20 protein-coding genes and 1 riboswitch are annotated in these 22,155 nt (G+C 55.4%); of the genes, 3 read left to right on the top strand and 17 right to left on the bottom strand.

The window, feature by feature from the left end; all coding sequences use genetic code 11:
- Positions 1 to 23 precede the first annotated feature (23 nt).
- From U9M73_RS20875 to U9M73_RS20840, 8 genes are all read right to left on the bottom strand, one after another.
- Entirely contained in the window at positions 24 to 488 is a 465-nt protein-coding gene (locus tag U9M73_RS20875) for a DUF420 domain-containing protein (protein ID WP_260071548.1), read from the bottom strand.
- Between the two features lie 74 nt (positions 489 to 562).
- Positions 563 to 1,510 carry a cytochrome c oxidase assembly factor CtaG gene (ctaG, locus tag U9M73_RS20870; RefSeq protein ID WP_009224061.1) on the bottom strand — a complete coding sequence of 316 codons (948 nt, stop codon included), beginning with the start codon at positions 1,508 to 1,510 and terminating at the stop codon, positions 563 to 565.
- 185 nt (positions 1,511 to 1,695) lie between these two features.
- Positions 1,696 to 2,016, bottom strand: coding sequence for a cytochrome C oxidase subunit IV family protein (locus U9M73_RS20865; RefSeq protein WP_009224060.1), 321 nt, complete (start codon positions 2,014 to 2,016; stop codon positions 1,696 to 1,698).
- A gap of 3 nt (positions 2,017 to 2,019) precedes the next feature.
- Positions 2,020 to 2,646 carry a cytochrome (ubi)quinol oxidase subunit III gene (locus tag U9M73_RS20860; RefSeq protein ID WP_009224059.1) on the bottom strand — a complete coding sequence of 209 codons (627 nt, stop codon included), beginning with the start codon at positions 2,644 to 2,646 and terminating at the stop codon, positions 2,020 to 2,022.
- Positions 2,643 to 4,493, bottom strand: coding sequence for a cytochrome c oxidase subunit I (gene ctaD, locus U9M73_RS20855; protein WP_050769715.1), 1,851 nt, complete (start codon positions 4,491 to 4,493; stop codon positions 2,643 to 2,645). Before ctaD ends, U9M73_RS20860 begins: the two co-directional genes overlap by 4 nt.
- A gap of 98 nt (positions 4,494 to 4,591) precedes the next feature.
- Positions 4,592 to 5,650: a cytochrome c oxidase subunit II gene (coxB, locus tag U9M73_RS20850; RefSeq protein WP_009224057.1), complete on the bottom strand. Its 1,059-nt coding sequence runs from the start codon at positions 5,648 to 5,650 to the stop codon at positions 4,592 to 4,594.
- A gap of 572 nt (positions 5,651 to 6,222) precedes the next feature.
- Positions 6,223 to 6,978 (bottom strand): type I methionyl aminopeptidase, encoded by a 756-nt coding sequence (gene map, locus U9M73_RS20845; protein WP_009224056.1) that lies wholly within the window; start codon positions 6,976 to 6,978, stop codon positions 6,223 to 6,225.
- Between the two features lie 139 nt (positions 6,979 to 7,117).
- Positions 7,118 to 7,306: a hypothetical protein gene (locus U9M73_RS20840; protein ID WP_009224055.1), complete on the bottom strand. Its 189-nt coding sequence runs from the start codon at positions 7,304 to 7,306 to the stop codon at positions 7,118 to 7,120.
- A gap of 272 nt (positions 7,307 to 7,578) precedes the next feature.
- On the opposite strand from U9M73_RS20840, the gene U9M73_RS20835 reads away from it, so the two are divergent.
- Together U9M73_RS20835 and U9M73_RS20830 are read left to right on the top strand one after the other, a co-directional pair.
- Positions 7,579 to 8,745, top strand: coding sequence for an MGDG synthase family glycosyltransferase (locus tag U9M73_RS20835; protein ID WP_323078954.1), 1,167 nt, complete (start codon positions 7,579 to 7,581; stop codon positions 8,743 to 8,745).
- A gap of 59 nt (positions 8,746 to 8,804) precedes the next feature.
- The gene (locus U9M73_RS20830) at positions 8,805 to 9,143 is read left to right on the top strand and encodes a DUF4870 domain-containing protein (RefSeq protein WP_009224053.1); all 339 of its coding nucleotides are present in this window, start codon (positions 8,805 to 8,807) and stop codon (positions 9,141 to 9,143) included.
- 25 nt (positions 9,144 to 9,168) lie between these two features.
- On the opposite strand, the gene U9M73_RS20825 is transcribed toward U9M73_RS20830, so the two are convergent.
- The 6 genes from U9M73_RS20825 to U9M73_RS20800 form a co-directional block, all read right to left on the bottom strand.
- Positions 9,169 to 10,536: a nucleobase:cation symporter-2 family protein gene (locus tag U9M73_RS20825; protein WP_009224052.1), complete on the bottom strand. Its 1,368-nt coding sequence runs from the start codon at positions 10,534 to 10,536 to the stop codon at positions 9,169 to 9,171.
- A 34-nt stretch (positions 10,537 to 10,570) separates the two neighbouring features.
- Complete coding sequence (locus U9M73_RS20820) at positions 10,571 to 11,161, bottom strand: xanthine phosphoribosyltransferase (RefSeq protein ID WP_009224051.1); 591 nt, start codon at positions 11,159 to 11,161, stop codon at positions 10,571 to 10,573.
- A 169-nt stretch (positions 11,162 to 11,330) separates the two neighbouring features.
- Positions 11,331 to 11,430: riboswitch (purine riboswitch) on the bottom strand.
- Positions 11,431 to 11,553: 123 nt separating this feature from the next.
- Entirely contained in the window at positions 11,554 to 11,859 is a 306-nt protein-coding gene (locus U9M73_RS20815) for a hypothetical protein (protein WP_036644472.1), read from the bottom strand.
- Between the two features lie 263 nt (positions 11,860 to 12,122).
- Complete coding sequence (locus U9M73_RS20810) at positions 12,123 to 12,926, bottom strand: zinc ribbon domain-containing protein (protein WP_009224049.1); 804 nt, start codon at positions 12,924 to 12,926, stop codon at positions 12,123 to 12,125.
- 126 nt (positions 12,927 to 13,052) lie between these two features.
- On the bottom strand, positions 13,053 to 14,105 hold the full coding sequence (locus U9M73_RS20805; protein ID WP_323078952.1) for a hypothetical protein: 1,053 nt from the start codon (positions 14,103 to 14,105) through the stop codon (positions 13,053 to 13,055).
- Positions 14,106 to 14,167: 62 nt separating this feature from the next.
- Positions 14,168 to 17,329 (bottom strand): DEAD/DEAH box helicase, encoded by a 3,162-nt coding sequence (locus U9M73_RS20800; protein ID WP_323078951.1) that lies wholly within the window; start codon positions 17,327 to 17,329, stop codon positions 14,168 to 14,170.
- A 182-nt stretch (positions 17,330 to 17,511) separates the two neighbouring features.
- On the opposite strand from U9M73_RS20800, the gene U9M73_RS20795 reads away from it, so the two are divergent.
- Positions 17,512 to 18,291 carry a hypothetical protein gene (locus U9M73_RS20795; protein WP_323078949.1) on the top strand — a complete coding sequence of 260 codons (780 nt, stop codon included), beginning with the start codon at positions 17,512 to 17,514 and terminating at the stop codon, positions 18,289 to 18,291.
- Between the two features lie 269 nt (positions 18,292 to 18,560).
- On the opposite strand, the gene U9M73_RS20790 is transcribed toward U9M73_RS20795, so the two are convergent.
- From U9M73_RS20790 to U9M73_RS20780, 3 genes are read right to left on the bottom strand one after another with little or no spacing between them, the layout of a single operon-like run.
- Entirely contained in the window at positions 18,561 to 18,944 is a 384-nt protein-coding gene (locus U9M73_RS20790) for a RidA family protein (RefSeq protein ID WP_009224046.1), read from the bottom strand.
- 40 nt (positions 18,945 to 18,984) lie between these two features.
- Entirely contained in the window at positions 18,985 to 20,424 is a 1,440-nt protein-coding gene (locus tag U9M73_RS20785) for an ATP-binding protein (RefSeq protein ID WP_050769706.1), read from the bottom strand.
- A gap of 39 nt (positions 20,425 to 20,463) precedes the next feature.
- Positions 20,464 to 21,969, bottom strand: coding sequence for an HD-GYP domain-containing protein (locus U9M73_RS20780; RefSeq protein WP_323078947.1), 1,506 nt, complete (start codon positions 21,967 to 21,969; stop codon positions 20,464 to 20,466).
- Positions 21,970 to 22,155 lie beyond the last annotated feature (186 nt).

Below are 22,155 nucleotides of genomic sequence, written 5' to 3'. Positions count from 1 at the left end.
ATCCAGTCCAAACTAACGATCATTTACATTCCCAAAATGACTTCCCACACCGGCTTCGTATGGCCGCCCGGATACAACATATACAGCAGCACATAAACGACTACGCCGGTAATCGCCGTGCAGAACCAGATGACCGAGGTGACTCGTCCCCATTTGCGGTGTTTGGCGTATTTCTCCTTGAAGCCAAGCACCAGCGTGGTGATGCCAAATACGGCCGCAACGGTCGCCAGGACGATATGGAAGGCGAGGAACGTCTGATAATAGCCTTTGAGGCTATCTGGTCCGCCCCATGAGGTATTGCCGATAAATACGGTCCGCGACATATAGATCAGGAAGAACAGAAGCGCAGCGACGGCCGCAGCAATCATCGTCCTCTTGTGAGCTTCCCGTTTCCCTTTAATGATGAGCCCCCAACCGATCGCTACCAGCACGGCACTAATGACGATAAACGATGTGCTGAGCGTCGGAAATAACGTGAACAGATCCAATTTGCATCCTCCTAAACGTTTTGTGAGGTAACCTTCTGACCCCAATTCGCAGGCCGGACTCCCATCCCACAGATTTAAGATCCGGTCTGAGGCGGGGGTGGATTCAGCGAAGAGTTAGACAACGCAGCTCCCTCCGCTTCTTCCTCGTCGTTCTCGCGGTTTTCCTGCTTGTACCAATGGTAAAACACGTACGCCAGCATCGACGCAAAGATGAATTCCTGAATGAATTTCATCAGGATTCCACCGACCTGCTGATCGATGTTGGGCTGCAGGTAGCCAAAAAATTGCGGGCCGCCGAACTGACGAAGCAGCTGCGCCGGGTCGCCGGCAACGCAATAACCCATCGCCCGCGCCCAGACAGCCGGATCGCTGTAAGTCGCGTACAGCGGCTCGTCCGCAAAGATGATCAAGCCGCAGGCTGGCGTGAGCAGCACCATGTTGAGGAAGATAAAGCCCATCTTCTTGAGCCCCTGAACCCCTGCCCGCTCGGGCAGCGGATTCACCAGCGTCCACCACATGAGAACTGCCGCGATAAACAATACGACATAGTACAGGCGATGCACCCCGAAATGAAGCATCACATAATCATGCACGACCGGCAGATGATAAAACGAAAACAACCCGTTAAACACCACAGCTGCCACCACCGGGCGAGCCAGAAACTTCAGTGCCCTGAGCGGGCTTGAAGCCAGAAACGCCGTCACACGGCGCCAAACCCAAGGGGGAAGCCCCAGCATTAACAGCGGCGGCGCCAACAGATAGGACATCGCCATGCTGAGCATATGGAAGCTGAACATCATATGGCCGAGCAGTTCCACCGGGCCGCCTTGAGCCAGATAGAGCAGCAGCATCCCGGTGACGAACAACACTTTCCGTCTCGCTGGAACGTGGACTTCACCCTCTGCCCATTTCTCAGCTCCCGGCCCAATTAACACGAAATATCCGGCCGTGACCAGCAGCATGAAAGCCAAAAATACCGGGCTCCAGACCGCTGTGAAATTAAAATATTCTAACCCCAGCACGGCAAACCCTCCTTCCGCAGCGCGCTTAGTTCTGTCCAAATTGTGAACAAGGGGGCAAATACGACAAAAACGGTGACAGCATCCCAAGCGGGAAGGTACCGTTTTTGTGCCATACATATCCTAACTGTGCAGATGAACTCGCAAAAGAGGGGGCCCGCCAACGGCGAAAGCCTCCTCTTCTCCCTTTACCACCACATCCAATATAAAGCGGCAATAATCGCGGTAAATGCGACGAAAAATCCGCCGGCCATGAAGAGGATCGGGATCAAATGCCCCTTATCCTTCATGTGCATCCAGTAACCCAGTTGAACCAGCACCTGCAGTACCGCCATCACCAGCAGCAAAATGACGGTGAACGCGGTATTCACTCCGCCGGCCGCAACCGCTGCAAAAGCGATCAGGGTCAGAACGATGGAGAAAATAAACGCGATAATATGTTTCTCCGGACCTTCATGCCGCTGACGGTGCTTTACCGCCGGCGAACCGTTTGATTCCTGATTGACCATCCGTTAGACCACCTTTCCGAGCAGGTAGACAACCGTGAAAATGAACACCCAGACAACGTCGATGAAGTGCCAGTAAATGGCCGACACGTAAATCTTCGGTGCCGTGACGACGGTCAGACCTTTTTTAAAGAGTTGCCCGATGAGCAGGGAAATCCACAAAATCCCGAACAACACGTGCGCGCCGTGGAAGCCAACCAGCGTATAGAACGCCGAACTGAACGCACTTGTTGTCATGCCGTAGTCTTCATGCAGGACATACTCAGCAAACTCATAAATCTCCAGCACAAGGAAGGCCAGGCCAAGCAGAACAGTTACAGCCAACCAGCCTGCCAGCTTGCCTTTGTCTCCCCGGTGCATCGCCTGAATGGCGAACACACTCGTCAAACTGCTGACCAAGAGGATAAAGGTTGCAGCGGCCGTGATCCCCAAGTTAAACAGCTCACTTGCGGACGGGCCATCCGCGATTTGATTCCGCAATGTCAGGAAGGTTGCAAACAAGGTACCAAACAGGACGGCCTCGCCTCCGAGAAACAACCAGAAGCCCAAAATTTTATTACGGCCTTCCAGCGTCGCCTTCTCCGGTTCGTGCGGCAGCGTACCTGCTACATGCGATGTGTTTGGCGTACTCATGCTTTGACCTCCTTCCCATTCAGTTCATCCGGTTCGATGTGCCAGCCGTGATCGTCAAACAAGGAACGGAGCAGCATCGACAAGAACGTGATCGCCAAGCCGAGCCCTACTACGATGTAATTGTTGAACAGGAAGTTCATCGCACCGTTACCAAAATCGTCGTTAGCGAACATAAAGCCCAGACCGGCAATAAACAAACCTACCGACATGATAAATGGAAGAATCGTCGGCGAAGGCATATGAATCGGACCAACCGGCTCAGCCGGCGTCATTTCTTTGTTGCCAGCCATCTTCTCTTTCCAGAAAGCATCAATCCCGCGAACCAGCGGAATTTGCTTGAAGTTGTATTCTTCCGGTGGAGAAGCAATCGACCATTCCAGCGTCCGTCCGTCTTCCCAGACATCGCCCGGAACGCCTTTTGGTTGTCTCGCCGTAATCGCAATATTCACCAGGAACAAGATGACCCCGACGCCCATCAAGAACGCGCCGATCGTACTGATCAAGTTCAACAGGTCAAAGCCTTGGTTCGGCAAATACGTAAATACGCGGCGTTGCATCCCAAGCAAGCCAAGGAAATGCTGTACGAAGAACGTCATATGGAAGCCAATAATAAAAGTCCAGAACTCCCATTTGCCAAGCTTCTCATTCAGGACGCGGCCAAACATCTTCGGCCACCAGTAGTGCAGTCCGGCGAACAAGCCCAGAACCAGACCGCCTACGATAACGTAGTGGAAATGCGCTACTACGAAGTAAGTATCATGATATTGATAGTCTGCCGGCGCCGAAGCCAGCATCACCCCGGTAACCCCGCCCATAACGAACGTCGGGATAAAACCGGAAGCGAACAGGTTGGCCGTCGTAAAGCGGATTTGACCGCCCCACATCGTAAACAACCAGTTGAAGATTTTGATCCCCGTCGGAACAGCGATCAGCATCGTAGCGATGGAGAACAGCGCATTGGCCACCGGCCCCATCCCTGTCGTAAACATATGGTGCGCCCAAACCATGAAGCCCAGGAAGGCGATCAGGATCGTAGCGAACACCATCGAGCTATAACCGAACAACCGCTTACGCGAGAACGTACTAACAACTTCGGAGATAACCCCAAACGCTGGCAAAATCAAAATGTAAACTTCGGGGTGTCCGAAAATCCAGAAAATATGCTGCCACAACACCGGGTTACCGCCGCTTTCTACATTAAAGAAGTTCGCGCCGAGAATCCGGTCGAACGTCAACAGCACCAGACCTACCGTGATCGCCGGGAAAGCGAACAGGATCATCGCGGACGTCACGAACGTCGTCCAAGTAAACATCGGCATCCGCATAAAAGACATCCCCGGCGCGCGCATCGTAATGATCGTCGCTAGGAAGTTAATACCGCCGATCAGTGTCCCTAGACCAGCAATCTGCAAGCCGATCGTGTAGAAGTCAACCCCATGCGTCAAGCTGTACGTCGTACTCGACAGCGGCGTGTACGAGGTCCAACCCGCATCCGGTGCACCGCCCATCACCCAGCTCAGGTTCAGCAGCAGTCCACCGAACAGGAATGTCCAAAATCCGAGAGCGTTCAAGAAAGGGAACGCCACATCCCGAGCCCCGATTTGCAGCGGAATCACCGCGTTCATCAGGGCGAAGATAACCGGCATAACGCCAAGGAAAATCATCGTTGTGCCGTGCATCGTAATCAATTCGTTAAATTGCTGTGCCGTAACAAAATCATTCATCGGTTTTGCCAGCTGCACGCGGATCAGCAATGCTTCGATACCGCCGATCCCAAAGAACAAACCGCCCGCCACTAAATACAAAATGGCGATTTTCTTGTGATCGACCGTCGTCAACCAGTCCATTAACCCCTTGTGCCGCTTGACAGTGTGAGCATGAGCCAAGGTTTGTACCCCCTCTTTTAATTCCTATCCATCCATGCCGTCCATAGAGGCACGCAAGATTAATAAGATAATTTGCTGTTAGCCAAGTAGTCGGCGATGGCTTCGATTTCAGCATCCGTTAATCCGAGATCTTCCTTCGGACTTGGCATTTTGTTGCCCGGTTTTACCTTTTGCGGATCCATCAGCCATTCCACCAAATTATCCTTAACCGGTTTGCCGTCGATCGGTTTGCCGGACGCTTCTGCATTATGTAAAATGCTCGCAACCGTCTCTCTGCTGCCGATCCCCGTCAGGTTTGGTCCAACTGGTCCGCCTTGGTCACCGATAGCGTGGCAGCTCAAGCATTGCGTCTTAAATACTTCCGCAACGGCTGGATCCTGAATCGTTTGTACTGGCGCCTTCATCGCTTCAACCCAACGGTCAAAGGACTCTGGGCTAACCGCCTTGACTTTAAACTCCATGAAAGCATGGGATTTCCCGCACAGCTCGGCGCACTTCCCGAGGTAAACCCCTTCGTTCGTGGCTTCCAGCCAAGCTTTATTAATCGTTCCGTCCGTATTCGTATCCGTTTTGCCGGCGAGTGAAGGCACCCAGAAGGAGTGCAGCACGTCCGCTGTCTTCAGCTCAAGCGCAATCTTCTTGCCCGTAGGGATAATCATATCCTGAGCGGTCGTAATGCCGTAATCCGGATAGGTGAACTCCCACCAGAACAAATGCGAAGTGACTTTGATCTTCACCGCATTGGCATCCTTCGAGTAATCCTCGCCAAAAGCAAATACTTTCTGTACCGTTGCAACCGCCAGAATCAGTACCAGAACCAACGGAATCGCAGTCCAGATGATCTCCAGCTTATGGTTGCCTTCAACTTGCTTTGGAATGTCGTTTTGCCCCGGTTTACGGCGATACTTGATCCACACGTAAGCCGCGATCCCGAATACGATCAGCATGACAACTATCATGATCGTAATCGACAGTTTAATTAATCCGAGCTGCCCTTCAGCTACTGGACCCTGTGGTCTGAGCACGGACAGGTCTTCACGGCCGCATGCGGACAAGAGCAACGCTAGCATGGCAAACAAAGGTACTAGCCGCTTAACAGCCTTCCAAGGTTTCATCATTGATCTACCCCACTTCTTACGTTTTCTTCCGCAGCATCACAGAGATTTCCAGCCTGCGCAGCTCAAAAATCCACCTGTCTATCACGGAAACTACATTCCTGTCAATTACAACAATCACCTATTAAATATATGATTGAACCCCTCGTTTGTCAATGATTCGGGGTCAGTTCACAAATTGTTCAAAAATCCGAGAACCCGCGCCACAAAAGGTTTTGTGAACGTTTTCCCCAGTTCGACACCGAGTGAAAAGGCTGCCAATTTTGAACAAATCTCGGCGAATTGTGACGTTTCCCTGCTCCGCTTCATTTTTGACATTTCTTCAAACTTTATTTCGTAACTCTAACGGAACGTAGCGACCTTATTTGCTCATTTCCCGGCTATTTCCCGCTGTAACGGAACGTAATGACCTTATTGCACTTTTTTGGCGGCCATTTCGCTGTCCACCTCTCAAATAAGGTCTCCTGGTTCCGTTAGCATTCAGGGACACCACTAAACTGGACAAATAGCGGCTCTAGGTTCCGTTAGAACAAAGCAAACAAAAAAGAGAGCTTTCCGCTCTCTCTTCGTCCGCGTTATTCCCCGTTTGTCAGCACCAGCGGTCCGTCCTCCGTGATCGCCAGCGTGTGTTCATAATGCGCGCCGAGGCTGCCGTCCGCGGTACGGATCGTCCAGCCGTCATCCTCCCACAGCACCGCGCCGGTTTCCCCGCCGGTGAAGATCGGCTCGATCGTGATGACCATCCCCGGCCGCAGCGTCACTCCCGTGCGCGGCCGGCCGAAGTTCGGCACGTCCGGCGCTTCGTGCATCGACTGGCCGATGCCGTGGCCGATCAGCGGCTTCACGATGCCGATGTTCGCGGCCTGCGCCACGCGCTGCACCGCATACCCGATGTCCCCGATCTTATTGCCGGGGACCGCCTGCGCGATCCCGGCCAGCAACGCCTGCTCGGTGGTCGTCAGCAGCTTCTCCGCCTCAGCGCTCACCTGTCCGATCCGGTAAGACCAGCCGGAATCGGCCATCCAGCCGTTTTTGCCTACCACAATGTCGATCGTGACGATATCTCCGAGCGCCAGCTTACGATCGCTCGGGAACCCGTGGCAAACCACGTCATTCATCGACGCACAAGTCGCAAACGGAAACCCGTGGTATCCCTTTTGCTCCGCCTTAGCTCCCCGCTTCGCCAAAAACGACTCCACGAAGGCGTCGATCTCCAGGGTGGTTATACCCGGCCCGATCATTTTGGCGATTTCGCGGTGGCACTCGGCCAATATCCGTCCCGCCTCACGGATCCGCTTGATTTCCTCTTTCGTTTTTATGCGTACCTTCACGTCCTGTTCTCCTTCCGCTGCCCTACGACGATTGATTTCGTGATGTTCCCGTCAGTTTAATATATGTGGGAACAGAAGAAAAAAACCGTCCCGAACGCCCAAGGCGCCGGAACGGCGAATATCCTTCCATCTCAATGGTTCAGGAAACAGACGAGTCCAATTTCCCGAGCTCATGCTCAACCAGGTGGGTCAATTCCTCTTCATAGCCGCCCATAATCCGATACTTGCGTACATATTCTTTCACGAACTTCTTCGGATCTTTCGGTCTGAAGATTCGGGTCATTTCCCGTAAACTTTCTTTCACTTCATCATGACCTTTCGTTGCCATACTGATTCCCTCCCAGAACGCTTAAGGTAAATGCTCCGATTTTGCGATGCCGAAAAGTGCGGGTTCAGATTCATGAAGCTGTGCCGGCTATTTAGTTGTAATGGAAAGACCTCCTATTGTCTTATTGTAACATATTCAGAAGAAGGTTTCAGCTTTCTTCCAATTGTACATTTTTTATCCGCTTCACCTAATACTATTTATAAACGGAGTGCAGGGGCAAACTACAAGCAGTTGAGGGGCATTGCCTGGACATGAAGAGGAGTGATACAGCCATGACTTCCCGGTCTCCAAAAATCCTTATTTTATATGCCAGCTACGGGGATGGGCATTACCAAGCCTCCAAAGCGGTGGAAGCCAGCTTGCGAAGCAGAGGCGTCACCGACATCACGTTGCTTGATCTGATGGCTGAAGCTCATCCGCTGATCAACGGGCTGACGAAGTTCGTGTATATGCAAAGCTTCAAAACCATCCCCGGCCTCTACGGCTGGGTCTACAACGCCACCAAACAAATGCCGCAAGAAGCGCCGCTGCTCGAGGTCATCAATTCGTTTGGCATCAGCAAGCTACAACAAACGCTGCGACAAGCCCAGCCGAATCTGATCATCCACACCTTCCCCCAGCTCGCGATGCCTAGACTGCTGAAGCGGACCGGCCAATCGCTGCCGCTGGCGAATATCATCACCGACTTTGACCTGCACGGACGATGGATTCACTCCGGAGTCGACCGCTACTACGTCGCAACCGACGACTTGAAAGCGGAAATGATCAGCCGGGGGATCGCCGAAGATCGCATACGGGTAAGCGGCATCCCGGTAAAACCAGAGTTTAACCATCAACATCCCGCAGGTGAAGAACGCCTTATCGGCCCCCTTCAAGACCTTTTCCCAGACAACCGCACCGGCAAAACCACCGTCCTACTGATGGCAGGAGCCTACGGTTCCATGCAGGGAGTACGCGAGGTGATCGAGCGGTTTATGGCGCTGGAGCGTTACCGGGTGATCGCCGTTTGCGGAAGGAACCGCGAGCTATACCGTGCACTGCACGAGCAACTCCCTCCCCATCCAGACGTGCACCTCTTGGAGTATGTCGAGCAGGTAGCTGCATTGATGCGAAAATGCGACTGCATTGTAACCAAGCCGGGAGGGATTACCTTGTCCGAGGCGCTGGCTTGCCGGCTGCCGGTGTTCGTCTACCGCCCCGTTCCCGGGCAAGAGCTCAATAATGCGCGTTACCTCGCACAAAAAGGCGTTGCCTGTATCGCCCGTACCCCTGCGGAGCTGACCGAGGAAATCGACGCGCTCTTTCGGGACCCACACCGGCTGACCGAGCTTCGCCAAAAAATAGATAACCTCCGCCGGCCTGAAGCCGCGGAGGTGATTGCAGACGATATTTTAGAGCAGTGGTTCGCGCCCAAGCGGGCCGAGCTGGTTCTTTCATGAGGGGGCTCGTCATACATTTAGGATAAGACAATCCTCTCCTGAAAGAAGGTGTCGTCCTCATGTCCCCTTTCAAATCATCCACCGGCCTCTACGAAAATGTCGCCGGCTTCCTGTGCTACCTGCTTGCTTTTGTGGGCGGAGTTGCATTCCTTGTCCTAGAGCGGCGCAGTCGATTCGTGCTGTTCCACGCCCTGCAATCGGTCATGCTGTTTGGCGGATTCATGCTGGCTCATGCCTTGTCCGGCTTTCTGCCGATCATCGGCGTGGTTGTCAATCTGCTGCTGACCCTGCTGGGCGTTACGCTTTGGATTATCATGATGCTGGCTGCGCTCCAGGGCAAATGGCTGAAGCTGCCTTGGATCGGCGAACTCGCGGAAAAGCAACTGCAACGGATGTAATTCTCCGGCTAGACCGAGGCACTTTTTACGCTGTAGCTTTGACGGATTCGCTTGGTTCAGCGGCCCCATTCAGCACAGCTGCCTTGCGCTGACCCTTCCAACCGTTAAACAGCAAATTCATCACAATCGCCGTAAAGCTGCCGGCGACGATGCCATTGTCCACCAGAATCCGCAGCGCGGCCGGCAGCCGGTCGAACAGTTCAGGCAGCACGGTCACACCCAGACCCATGCCGACGGAACAAGCGATGATCAGCAGGTTTTCATGCCGGTTCAAATCCACTTGGTCGCCCAACATCCGAATCCCGGAGGACAAAACAAGACCAAACAACGCGATCATCGCTCCGCCGAGCACCGACGTAGGTACCAGCTGCGTTAATGCGGCGATCTTCGGCACGAAGCCGATCAAGATCAGCAGCGTACCGGCCACTACGATCACGTCGCGGGTTTTCACCCGGCTCATTTGGACAAGCCCGACATTTTGGGAATATGTCGTATACGGAAACGAGTTAAATATCCCGCCGAGCATGATCGCCAGCCCTTCCGCCCGATACCCCCGCGTCAAATCCTTATCCGTAATCTCTTTATCCACGATTTTTCCAAGCGCCATAAATACGCCGGTCGACTCGGCAACGCTCACGATCGCCACCAGAATCATCGTCAGAATCGCTGAAGCGTGGAACGTAGGTGCACCAAAATAAAACGGTTGTACCGCATGAAACCAGCTGGCTTCCTTCAGCGGCGTCAAATCTACTTTCCCGGCGAGCGCAGCCACCAGCGTCCCTGCAATCAGACCCAGCAAGACGGAGATGGAACGCGGAAAGCCCTTGGCAAAGCGGTTCATCAAAATAACGAACAGCAATACCCCAAATCCAAGCGCAAGATTAAGCGGGCTCCCAAAGTCGGGATTCTCACCCGGACTGCCGCCGCCAAGATCCGAAATCGCCACCGGAATCAGCGTGACACCGATAATAGTGACCACGGAGCCAGTGACGACCGGCGGAAACAACGCAATCAGCTTGCCGAACAAACCGGCAAAGAGGAAAACAAACAGCCCGGAGGCAATAATCGCACCGTAAATGGCGGAGACCCCTGCGCCGTCTGTCAGCCCGATGGCAATCATCGGCGACACGGCCTGAAAAGCGCAGCCCAGCATCACCGGAAGCCCGATGCCAAACAGGCGGTTCCCCCAGACTTGAAGCAGCGTAGCTACACCGCAAGCCAACAAGTCGATAGCGATCAGGTAAGTCAGCTGTTGGTTAGTGAAGTTCAGCGCGCCTCCAACGATCAGCGGTACGATCACAGCCCCGGCATACATAGCCAATACGTGCTGCAAGCCTAGCGAAAAGGTTTTTAGCGGATGACGGTGTTTCTGAAAAATACGTTCGCGTTCCATAGAATTCTGGTTCCTCCCCGATGATTAGTTCATCTCATGAATAATTCGGTGTATCCTCAACGAAAGTCACCGCACCGTCTTCCAGCGAGGCAACCCGAACAAGCGATTCAACGCGGTACCCTGCTTCCGTAAGCAGCCGGGCTCCCGGTTGGAACGACTTCTCAATGACGATCCCGATGCCGGCGACCGAAGCTCCGGCTTTCTCCACGATGCGGGCTAGTCCAAAGGCCGCCTCGCCGTTCGCCAAAAAGTCGTCCACGATCAGCACCCGATCCTCTGCACGCAGAAACTTTTTCGATACGGTGATCTCGTTGGTTTCCCGCTTGGTGAACGAGTAGACTTTTTCCACAAAAATGTTGTCCTTCAGCGTCAAGGATTGATGCTTGCGGGCAAAGATCATCGGCACATTCAGCTCCAGCGCGGTCATGATCGCCGGGGCAATCCCCGAGGATTCAATCGTCAGCACCTTCGTGATGCCTTCTTCGGCAAAGCGCCGGGCGAACTCAGCCCCAATCTCCTTCATCAGCACCGGATCCATTTGATGGTTAAGAAACGAATCTACTTTCAACACCTGGTTCCCCAGTACAATCCCTTCTGCCATCACCTTGTCTCTCAGCAGCTTCATTCCTGTGTCCCCTTTCCTCTAATAATTCATCACATGAACTAAACGCAAAAAAGCCCATTTCTCAACGGAAATGGACTTTAAATTTAGAAAGCACCTAATAAACCCGAATAGCAAAACCAGCGATCAGGGCAGCGAAAGCTTATAGCTGATCCCCTTGGTTCCCGGGCACATGCACGGCGGTACTTTCCGTAGTCCGATCATTCCGGTGATCAGGTAGAGACGTGCAGGCCAATTCCTGCACTTATACGGAAAATTCATGGATTCGCATTTAACCAATGCTAGAAGTATAACGCATTCCGCCCGGGTAGAGAAAGAGGAATCTTTTAGGGTTCTGTGAAAACTTTGCAAAGCCCTGCGAGAAGCAGTGCCGTCAAACCGCGCCAGAGACTGGTTTAAAGCGGCTTCGGCTCTTGCGGCAAAAGATGGGTGAGCAGCGTTTTTAATTCGCCGTCTTCCTTGTACGTCTTCTCCCCCGTGTCGAGGCGGCGTACCCGGATCTCGCTGTAATCCGCACCGGCTTCCGTTGGCTTGAACACAAGATTCTTCCGATCCTCCAAACGCAGCTTATATCCCATCTCGTCAAACATTTGCAGATAGTCAGCTTCACTCGGAGTCTTCCCTTGATCGAGGAAGAGTAGTCCGCGCAAGTGCTTCACTTCATCCTTATGTACGACGTCAAAATGTACAATGCATTCCATGTGCTGCACGCTCCTGTATCATGTTCTATGCGGTATAGCATCCCCTGCCGCAGGCGGGAGCATCCACTTAAAGCCGAACGCCCGCGATAAGAAAAACGGCACGACAGCTGCGGAGCTGCTTCATCTCACCCAGCCCCTGGGCCGCCGTGCCGGCGTAGACCGCATGCTCTTAGCTATTACTACGAATCAGCGTGCTGCTGCGGCAGTGGATTTTATGACAACCTGATGAACTTTCTTTAAGCCGGCGATCCAGCGTTAAAATACTAGATTTGTTCTGAGCCGCAATGCGGGCACCATTTTGTCCCTTTTACCAGCGTCGACGAGCAGATTTGGCATTTCACCGTGGCCACCCCGCCGATGATGAGTTCAGGTTCCGCCGAACTCTCCGGCTGCGGAGCGGCGGCGTCCTGCTTCCAACTGCGAATGCGGCGATCCAGCTCCTCCTGACGTCTGCGTTCCCGCTCCAGCTCGCGTTGGAGACGCTCCTCTTCCTCAGGATCGATCGGCTCCACCGCTCCAGATACGGGCGCCGACTCCCGTTGCTCTGCTTTCTCCCGAACGAGGGACGCGGCAAGCTCCAACGTATCCATCTCGTCTACCTCGACCCGCTTCATCACAGGCGGCTCGGCGCTAGCGGCCGCCTCGCTGGCTGCCGGGGACTTCACCGGCTTCTGCACCGGCTTCAGCAGCTCGGTCGGAACGGCCTTCTTCGCCACGGCCAGCTTATGGCCGCAGTATTGGCAGAACAAGGCGTCTTCCGCCACGTTCCGGCCGCAGGCGCCGCATAAGCGTTCATTTTTGAGCTCGGCGATTTTCATCCGAATTTCGTCGCGTTCTTCCGTCAGCAAATCGCAGGTTTTGGCCAGCTCGAGCATCTCTTTTTCCGCTGCGGCCATATCCTTCTTCCGATAAGCCTCATAGAACACTTCGCCCATTTTATGAAAATATAAACCAAGCTCACGTTCGATATTTGAAATTTGAGTATTTAGTTTACTAATCTCCACGACATTTTGCGCGCGATCGGTAACCTTGCCCGCACCGTCTTTCAAGCGTTGTAAAATTTTCATGACATGATTCCTCCCCGCGAAATATTCATAATCATACCAGATTTTGCACCCCCATGAAACCGTCCTGCGACTCAGGAAGCGGCTTCTTAAGGTTCACAGCGGCCATCAAGCTCCAATTACGGGACCTCAAATGCCCCTTTGTGCTCCTAAGGAACACTGGCCTTGGCTGCACGAGATCTGCTGATTTTGATGGTACAATATCCTTTCCATTCGGTGAAAGTGCGGGGTGAAGAAGTTTGCCGAACCAGCCCATGAATGGGGTGTGGAGAGGTGGGAAATGAACATTTTGGGGCATGTGTGAGGGGGACGCCCAAGAGGCGGGCCCACAGGCCGTAGCGCGATAAGGCGCCTCTGGGCGCCTCTGGGCGCCGCCGTGCGAGGCGGCGCTTGGCCGGACTGACCGTGCACAGCAGTCAGTCCGGCTTGCGCCGCAGCGGGGCGGCGAGTTCCTCCGCCCGCTGCATGACCCGCTCGGCGACGAGCGACAGCCCCGTCGCCGCCCCCCGCACGCCGGGCAGCAGCGCTGCCCACGGCGCGGGTCCGGCCCGCCGGCGGCTGTTTGCCTGCCGCCGGCGGGCCCGCAGGGCCGAGTTCCACGTCGACGTCGTGGAACTCCGGCCCGGGCTGGTGCAGCCGGCCTTGCTCGGCTGCCTCTGCCAGCCGCTCGGCCAGCGGCGGACCGCCCGGGCCGGCGGCCTCGCGCCGGGCGCCTTCGCGCGGCCCGGCGGCACGGCGCAGCGCCGCTTCGGCGTCCGCCAGCGGCGCCTCGGCGGCCCAGGCCGCCCAGACGGCGGCGAGCAGCGCCTCGCGCGTCCAGCCGAGCTGGCGCAGCCGCAGCTCGGCGTCGGCCGCCCAGGCCGCACGCGCAGCGGCCAGCGCCGGCGCCAGCCGGGCGCAGCCGGGGTCGCCGCACGCGCAGCGCACGCCGCCAGGCGCGCCTGGCGCACGATCTGCCGGCAGCAGCTTCGCAATGCCGCCGGCCCCGCTTTCGGCCAGCGCCACCACAAGGCGCGGCCGCTCCGCGAGCTGGCGCAGCAGCGCTTGCTTTTCCTGCTCTGCGGCTGGGGCCAGCGGGATCAACACCACATGATCCCGTTCCAGTTCCACTTGCAGCCCGCCGGCTTCATAGCGGACAACCGGCTGGGCAAGTTCCTGCGCGTTCGTCTTGGGCCTGGTCATGCGTGTTCCTCCTCTCAGCAAGTCTCAGCAAGCTTATTGTTTCGGCATCCTATCTTTTTCGCTCAACCAAACGCTCCCTCCGGGAACAGTCCGCTTTCCTGCAGCACGATCAGGTTGCGCAGCTCCTCGTCGCTCATTTCCGTCAGCCATTGCTCACCGGAGCCAACCACCTGCTCAGACAGCGTTTTTTTTCGCTCGATTAATTCGTCGATTCGTTCCTCCAGCGTTCCTTGGCAGATCAGCTTATGTACCTCGACGTTCTTTTGCTGCCCGATCCGGAATACCCGGTCCGTCGCCTGGTTTTCCACCGCCGGATTCCACCACCGGTCATAGTGGACCACATGATTCGCCCGGGTCAGGTTAAGGCCGACGCCGCCAGCCTTCAGCGATAACACGAAAATCGGCGAGCCTTCGCCCTCCTGAAAAGCCCGGACCATCTGATCCCGCTCGGCCTTCGGCACCCCGCCGTGCAGAAAAAACGGCCGTACACCATACCGCTCCGTTAATCGCTCCTGCAGCAGTTCACCCATCCGTACGTATTGCGTGAAGATCAGCGCCCCTTCTCCGTTGTCCATAATCATGTCAAGCAGCTCGCCGAGCCGTTCCATTTTGCCGGAGCGGCCAAAAGCGGCCGTCTTCGCAGGCCGGCTTCCTACAACCAGCTCGGGATGATCACAAATTTGCTTTAACCGGGTCAGCGAAGATAACACCAATCCTTTGCGGGCGATGCCGCTCTGGCTTCCGATCTGATCCAGCAGCTCCGCCGTCACCGATTGATACAAGCGAGCCTGTTCAACGGTTAACGAGCAATACGATTTCAGCTCGATTTTCTCCGGCAAGTCCTTGCGGATGTCCGGATCGCTCTTGAGCCGGCGCAGCAGAAACGGCGCAACCAACTTCCGCAGCTTCTGCAGCTCGGCTGCTTGCTGTTCTCCCCCAGACCCGGTGTAACGCGTCCGAAACGAGGCATGCGTGCCTAAGTATCCCGGGTTCAGGAATTGAAAAATCGACCACAATTCGCTGAGCCTATTCTCCACCGGGGTGCCCGTCATGGCGATTCGGTGAGGCGCGCTGAGCTTCATCACGCTTTGCGCTTGCTTGGTTCCGTAATTTTTGATGTACTGGGCTTCGTCCAGCACCACCGTCGTCCATTCCGCCGAACGCAGCTCCTTCGCATCGCGGCCGGCCAGCTGATACGTCGTCAGAACCACATCGCATGCCCGGTACTCCTGCAAGAACCGCTCCTCGCGGTAACGGTCGCTCCCGTGGTGCACGTATAGCTTTAGCCCCGGAGCAAACCGGGAAAACTCCCGTTGCCAGTTGCCTAGCAAAGAAGTCGGACAGATGATCAAGCTTTTGGCCCCTGCCTGCTGAACGCCATCCAACAACACGGAGATCACCTGCACCGTTTTCCCCAAACCCATATCGTCGGCCAGCAATGCACCGAAACCCAGCTCGCGCATCGTGACCAGCCACTGGTATCCACGTTCCTGATAGGGGCGCAGCGTTCCGTTTAATCCGGATGGCACCGGACGCGGATGGAGTTGCCGAACAGCTCCGCCTGTCATCAGGATAGACAACATCCCGGTGGTTTCGATGCCGGCGATGTTCACGCCCTCCAGTTGGACTTCCTGATCGCCGGAAGCGAGGTGCATCAATTCGCGGAAGGTCAAGGTGCCGTTTTCATGGCGCTTCATGAACTTCAGCACCTGCCGGATCTCCTTCGCATCCACTTCAATCCATTCGCCGCGAAAAAAAACGAGCGGCAGCTTCGCCGACGCCAGCTCCATCAACTCTTCCCGGGTAAGCTCACGCCCCCCAAGCAGCGCCTCCGCTTCAAAAGCGACCAGCTGATCCACTCCCAGCCTTGGCATCCCGTCACCACCGCCCTCCGGCATCCCGCTCGCGAACCCTCGGGTTCTGATACGGATGCTGGCGGAACGCCGTCCCTCCCGGGTCCAGCGGCTTGGCATTTGCACGTTCACGCCAAGCTTGCGCAGCGCCGGCACCGACTTGCTTAAGAACGCAATCAGGTCCTTGGGGTCCATGAGCAGATCCTGCGGGCGCGGGTGCTCCATCGCTGCGGCCACTTCCCGGGATACCCCAGCTGCTTTGCTCAGCCGCAGCAGGAAGTTCTCCTGTACGTTCCGGTACAGAAGACCGTGAATTTCCATGTCGGGCCCGGGATAGCTCCAGATGAGCCCGGCTGGCAGCAGCACGCTGGGATTCTCAGCTCCCTCAGCCCAGAAGCTTAGCCGCCAAAGTGCAGTCGCTGCTTCACCCTCCGCGGTCTCGCCATGACCATCCTGATACGGTTCCACACGCAGGCAGAGGCGCAAGCTTCCCGTTTCCAGACCGCCGGTCTCGGTTTCCTCAGCTCGGGGACGTCCGCCGCCAGCAGCAGCGATGTCTGCACTCAGCTGATCCAGCTCCGTCGCACTGCCTTGAATATCCGGCGGCTGTGCGCCGGTTAGCAAGCCGTTCCACCACAACTCCGCCAGCGGCGACGAACCCCGGTGATAGTCCGCCCGGCTGGCATTCAGCTTCCGTCCCAAATCCTGAACCGCCCCGCGCGCTTCGTGATCAATCATTGCCGTCAAAAAAGAATGCAGCACCGCCATCTGCCGATCCTCCAGCGTCCCCTCGTCTTCAGAGGATGCCCCTGCCCCAGTTTGCACGGCGGCGATACAGATCGGCGGCATCGCCCCGGCTAGACGCCGGAACCGTGCCTCGTCGGCCGGCTCGGTCAGGAGTGGTCCCCAAGCCGCGCGCATTTGACCCTGCGACCCGCGGCGGCGTCCGGTGGCCGCCACCGGACGGATGGATGGCGCAATTCGGCCGCGCAGCAGCAGCTCTAAGGCGAACTTGGCCGCCTTGCTCCAATAGCTCATTTCTGCGCCCGGCTTGATTCCCTGCTCCTCCCAGACGGATTCGTCCCAATGCAGCAGCAAACGCCAAGCCTCCGGCACAGGCAAAGCCAATCCTTCCAGGGATCGGCCGATCAGACTGCGCCGCTCCCCGTTCTTGTATGACCTCCGCACGGAAGAGACCGGATACCTGACCTCTGCCAACCGAAGCACGGCATGCTGAAACGGCCGGACTCCCGGCTCCAGCTCCTTGCGCCGGAGCACGGCGGTCCAAGCATCCACCTTCGACTCCGATACTTCGCCGGAGAAGCAAAACAATACATCGCCCAGCCATATTCCATAAAGACGTTGATTCATGGTGATCTCCCGTCGGTTATCCTAATTCTAGCCAAATTCATTACTAACATCTTATACGAAAACGGCTGCTTATAAAACCGCCTTCCTTCCCGTCCCGCTGCCTCTCTATACTCTCCCTTATCATTTGAGGAGAAATGGGGAATATTTCTAGTACAAAAAAAGATTCAAGGAGGTGTATTCCCATGTTGCGCGGCCGGTCTGGTCATTGGTTGAATCTCGCCTCGTTTGCGGCGTTAATGGCGGCAAACCTGGCGGCAGCAGCACTTCCGTTTGGCTTGCGCCGGCCCCAAGGGTTTCCCCACGGATTATACGCGCTCCTCACGCCGGCGGGCTATACTTTTACGATATGGCTGCTCATTTATGCCCTGTTGACCGGCTGGGTCCTTTACCCGCTGCTGCGGCCTAACCGCGAGCCGTTTTCTGTGACGCCTATGCCAGTGCGCTTCCTGCTTTCCTGCACCCTCTCCATCGTGTGGATCACACTAGGGGAGCGGCAACCCCTGCTGTCTATCCTGGCGTTGTTCCTGCTCGTGTTCGTGGCGGCCTCGATGTACAGCAGTACCCGGAATATCCTTCGCCCGTCAGCCGCAGAGATCTGGTTCGTACGCCTGCCGTTCAGCTTATATTTCGGATGGATCTGCGTTACAGCTCTTGCCAGCGTGGACGCCTTGCTAACCCATCCCTCTATTTCTGCAACCTCGATTTCCGCAGCTTCCGTTTCCGTTCCATCACATCTTGGACTCACCCTCCTGCTGCTCGTGGTAGGGATCCTCAGCGCCTGCTTTGTTGGATTCCGATGGCGTGACGCGATCGTCCCGCTCACGTTCGCGTGGGGGTATGGCGCCATTGCAGCCGGTCCTCAGCTGCACCAAATTGTGGCCATTGCCTCCAGCGCCGGAGCGCTAGCCTTGATCGTGTACGCACTCTGGATTGCCTTTCTGCGCTCGCATGAGCGGGACTAAAGATCCACCCCCCTTGGGCCCTTTCACGCGTCCTTTTGCACGATTATCCCTTTTGTTCAGAATCGGGGAGGGGGCGCATCTAATCCATTTTCGAAGCGGAGATTGGTTTTCTCCACTCCCTCGCAGCGGAGATCGATCCCCCCCACTCCCTGAAGCAACGGGATAATCACGAAAGGAAAGCGGCCGACATAGGTACCTCCCCCCACAAAAAGGCCAACCAGAAATTCTGGTTGACCTAATAATACGAAAAAGCCGTCGCAAGGGATATTTTACTTAACCGCAATAACCTCGATCTCAACCAGACCATCCTTTGGCAGACGCGCCACTTCGACGGCACTGCGCGCTGGATACGGCTCAGCGAAGAACGAACCGTAAACTTCGTTGACCTTGGCAAAATCATTCATGTCCTTCAGAAATACGGTCGTCTTGATGACCTTGTCCAATCCGCTCCCGGCTGCAGCCAATACCGCCTGAACGTTCCGCAGCGCTTGTGCAGCCTGAGCTTCCACACCCTCGGCAAGCTGACCGGTTTCCGGCACCAATCCCAACTGGCCGGAGGTAAAGATCAAATCTCCCAGTTGAATCCCCTGCGAATACGGGCCAATGGCACCTGGCGCAGCGGTCGTAGAAATTACTTGTTTCATTTTCGTCATCCCATCCTTTCTTCTCCTCATTTTACCGATAACCCCTTCGTCACGGCAACTCGGACTGCGAATGAACTTCGCCGCAGTGGGATCGGGCGGGTTTTAAGGGCAAATAGAAGGAAAAGGTGCTGCCCTGTCCTTCTTTGCTTTCCATGCGGAGGTACCCCCCCAGCAGGCGGGCCAGGTTGCTGCTGATCGACAGGCCCAGACCGGTCCCCCCATATCGCCGACTAATTGAGCCGTCGGCCTGCTGAAACGCCTCGAATACCGCCCGCTGCTTGTCCTCGGCAACGCCGATGCCGGTATCCGAGACGGTGAAGACCAGCCATTCCCCTTCGGCCGTCCCCTTCGCCGGAGCGCGGCGGATGTCTAGCTCTACATGTCCCTCATGCGTAAACTTAAACGCATTGGACAATAAATTCCGCAGGATTTGTGCAATCCGCTGCGGATCGGAGATGATGGAATCGGGCAGACTTTCCTCCAGTCGGGTCGTAAATGCAATTTTCTTCTGAGCGGCAATCTGCTCAAACTGCAGTTGCATCCAAACGGGGATCTCTGCCAACACCACTTCCTCGTTCGTGATCTCCAGCCGCCCTGCCTCCACCTTGGACAAATCCAAAATGTCATTAATGATCTGCAGCAACTCTTCCCCCGACTTGTGAATGATCCGGCCATATTCCGAAATTTCCTCGCTGGCTTCGTCGGATTCGGCGATCATCTCCGCCAGGTTGATAATACTGTTGAGCGGCGTTCGCAATTCATGCGACATCGTTGCCAAGAACTCCGATTTATGGCTGGATGCTTCAGCTAACTGCTCCGCCCGGTCTTCCAGCCCAATCTTGGCCTTCTGCAGCTCATCGGCCTGTTTGCGGAGCAGCTCGTTCGCGTATTTCAGCTCCAGGTTCTGTCTTGCCCCAAGCTGAAAATCGCGAAGGATCAGGGCAAATCCCAAACTGAGCAGAATGCTTAACGGTAGCGCAATCGGCATGATATCCAGCAAATAATGCTTGGGAGGCACCACCCCGATTACGGCAAGGTTCAGAGAGTTGATCACATTGACAACGAGGATAGTTACGATCCCTTTGATGGCAAAACGGTAGCTAGTCCGCCGCATCCAGAGATTAAGTCCGGCACACACAAATCCCAAGATCGTCAGGTTCAACAAACCGGCCATCGCTGCATCGCTCAAACCAAACGTCAGGCGGGCCAGGCCAATCCCGACGCCGATGACGATCAAGGTTAATGGCTGGGAATAAACAAATGCCGCTATAATTAGCGGCACTGCCCGAAGGTCGAATCTGACGTCGTCATTAAGCCGGAAGCCAAACTTGATACAAATCCAGCCCGAAAAAATCATCATTAGAACAGACAGGACGTACAGGCTGCGCTGCGGCATTTTTCGCAAACCGTATTTATATAGGATATTGGCTAAATAAGCGACCGTGATCAACAAGCTTAGATTTAGCAAAAAGCTAATTCCGATCCCCATCTCCCCACTCCTGCTCGTAGAACCCGCTTCTCTCCGAGATCAGCTGGACTCTTTTTTTTGGGTCTCGCTGCGAAAATGCTGCACCAACAGTCCGGCCAAGTAAGGATCCCATTGGGTTCCACGGCCTCGCTCCAGAATGTCAATCGCTCGGTCTCTTGCTAGGCCCTTCCGGTAAGGCCGGTCTGAGGTCATGGCGTCAAAGGCGTCGGCCACGGCGATAATCCGCCCGAAAAGCGGGATCTCCTCCCCGGCCAACCCGTCCGGATAACCTCTTCCATCATAACGCTCATGATGCGACCGGACCCCCGGCAAATAAGGAGCCATCGCATCCGCAGGCTCGACCTGCTTTAAAATCGCTTCCCCAAGCACGGGGTGCTGCTTCACCTGCTGCCATTCCTCGTCGGTTAAACGGCCCTCCTTCAGCAGAACCGCATCGCGAATGCCGATTTTCCCGATATCATGGAGCAACGCCGACTTGCGCAGCTCATCGATGCGTTCTTCGGGCAACTGGGCCAACTCACCGATTTTGACGGCGTATTCAGCCACTCTAAGCGAGTGTCCAGCCGTATACGGGTCGCGGGCGTCCAGCGCCGCTGCCAGAGTTGCGAAATAACTGTCTACCAGTTGGCTATTTCGAGCTGCCTGGGTTTGCAGCCCGCTCAGCATATGATTAAATCCTGTGATCAGACGAGAAAATTCATCAGAAAACATATCGCTGGCCGCTGTACGAATGCTGCCGGTTTTCACCTCGGCCATCCGCTCGTACAAATGCTGAATCGGCAGCATGATCTCGCGGGCCAACAGCCGGGAGCCAATCACTGCGAATAGGATGCTCACGGCCAAGATATATCCGGCCCACTGCCAATAAGCATAAGCTCCATGGTCAAGGTCCTCAAGCCGGAACTGCATGGATAAGCTATACAGCAGCAAGGGAGCCATACTCATCAAGAAAAAGCTCCATATTAATTTTCGAGATACCGGGACGATAACCCTGCCGTGAAGCGATAAATCTTTGCCAAACATCCTGCGGCTCCAGGAAATCAGCTCCTGCAGGACAGGACGAATCGCATAGGAGGTTAAATAATATTCGACTAACGCATGCATGCTGCTGACCAGTATTCCGCTTAAGGCAGCCAGCAACACGTAGTAAGGCGAAATCGATAGGTGGCCGGTCCGGATTAATCCCAACGATAGGGCCGCGCCCGGGACGACCAAACCAAACAAATGAGGTCCGAGAATCCGCTTGACAGCAAGCGATGGCAGGCGATGTGTGCGGATATAGACATTTTGAAGTGTTTGGTAGCTCCCCACTTCCTCCATGAACACGCTGCGGATGGGCTTGATTTGCCGGGTGAACACCATCCATTCCAGCCCCAGCATGCAGCATAGCGACAAGACCAGAATTCTGATCAGCCAGGCATAGTCCGAAGGGGATATATCCAGCGGTGCAGCGGCGATAAGGCTCGCGACCGCGATGACCGCAAGCAGGAGTCCTGCTGCGTAATTGAGTAATAGGCGCGAAATAAACGTCCTGTATACCGTCAAGGAGGATGCCTTCTTTCCGTCTCGCGTTTTTCCGGGCATGCCCGCTTCTTTTTATATCGGTTAGAGTCATGACTATTTTCATAAAACGTTTGGAACTTTTGGTTTGTATGCCCTCTTTTCGGTACAGGAGATTCGTCGCTCTTCTCGCCGACCCATCTTTTAAAAATATATATTTTAAAAATTGGG

It is taken from the genome of Paenibacillus phoenicis (genome assembly GCF_034718895.1).
GTDB lineage: Bacteria > Bacillota > Bacilli > Paenibacillales > Paenibacillaceae > Fontibacillus > Fontibacillus phoenicis.
Note: the sequence above shows the minus strand (reverse complement) of the source record. Positions and strands in the feature narration are given on the sequence as shown.

Excerpts from the sequence above, each read along its gene's own strand:
- U9M73_RS20865 (WP_009224060.1), bottom strand. The coding sequence starts at position 2,016 with ATGGTCAATCAGGAATCAAACGGTTCGCCGGCGGTAAAGCACCGTCAG.
- U9M73_RS20860 (WP_009224059.1), bottom strand. The coding sequence starts at position 2,646 with ATGAGTACGCCAAACACATCGCATGTAGCAGGTACGCTGCCGCACGAA.
- ctaD (WP_050769715.1), bottom strand. The coding sequence starts at position 4,493 with ATGGACTGGTTGACGACGGTCGATCACAAGAAAATCGCCATTTTGTAT.
- coxB (WP_009224057.1), bottom strand. The coding sequence starts at position 5,650 with ATGATGAAACCTTGGAAGGCTGTTAAGCGGCTAGTACCTTTGTTTGCC.
- U9M73_RS20840 (WP_009224055.1), bottom strand. The coding sequence starts at position 7,306 with ATGGCAACGAAAGGTCATGATGAAGTGAAAGAAAGTTTACGGGAAATG.
- U9M73_RS20835 (WP_323078954.1), top strand. The coding sequence starts at position 7,579 with ATGACTTCCCGGTCTCCAAAAATCCTTATTTTATATGCCAGCTACGGG.
- U9M73_RS20830 (WP_009224053.1), top strand. The coding sequence starts at position 8,805 with ATGTCCCCTTTCAAATCATCCACCGGCCTCTACGAAAATGTCGCCGGC.
- U9M73_RS20825 (WP_009224052.1), bottom strand. The coding sequence starts at position 10,536 with ATGGAACGCGAACGTATTTTTCAGAAACACCGTCATCCGCTAAAAACC.
- U9M73_RS20820 (WP_009224051.1), bottom strand. The coding sequence starts at position 11,161 with ATGAAGCTGCTGAGAGACAAGGTGATGGCAGAAGGGATTGTACTGGGG.
- U9M73_RS20815 (WP_036644472.1), bottom strand. The coding sequence starts at position 11,859 with ATGGAATGCATTGTACATTTTGACGTCGTACATAAGGATGAAGTGAAG.
- U9M73_RS20810 (WP_009224049.1), bottom strand. The coding sequence starts at position 12,926 with ATGAAAATTTTACAACGCTTGAAAGACGGTGCGGGCAAGGTTACCGAT.
- U9M73_RS20805 (WP_323078952.1), bottom strand. The coding sequence starts at position 14,105 with ATGACCAGGCCCAAGACGAACGCGCAGGAACTTGCCCAGCCGGTTGTC.
- U9M73_RS20800 (WP_323078951.1), bottom strand. The coding sequence starts at position 17,329 with ATGAATCAACGTCTTTATGGAATATGGCTGGGCGATGTATTGTTTTGC.
- U9M73_RS20795 (WP_323078949.1), top strand. The coding sequence starts at position 17,512 with ATGTTGCGCGGCCGGTCTGGTCATTGGTTGAATCTCGCCTCGTTTGCG.
- U9M73_RS20790 (WP_009224046.1), bottom strand. The coding sequence starts at position 18,944 with ATGACGAAAATGAAACAAGTAATTTCTACGACCGCTGCGCCAGGTGCC.
- U9M73_RS20785 (WP_050769706.1), bottom strand. The coding sequence starts at position 20,424 with ATGGGGATCGGAATTAGCTTTTTGCTAAATCTAAGCTTGTTGATCACG.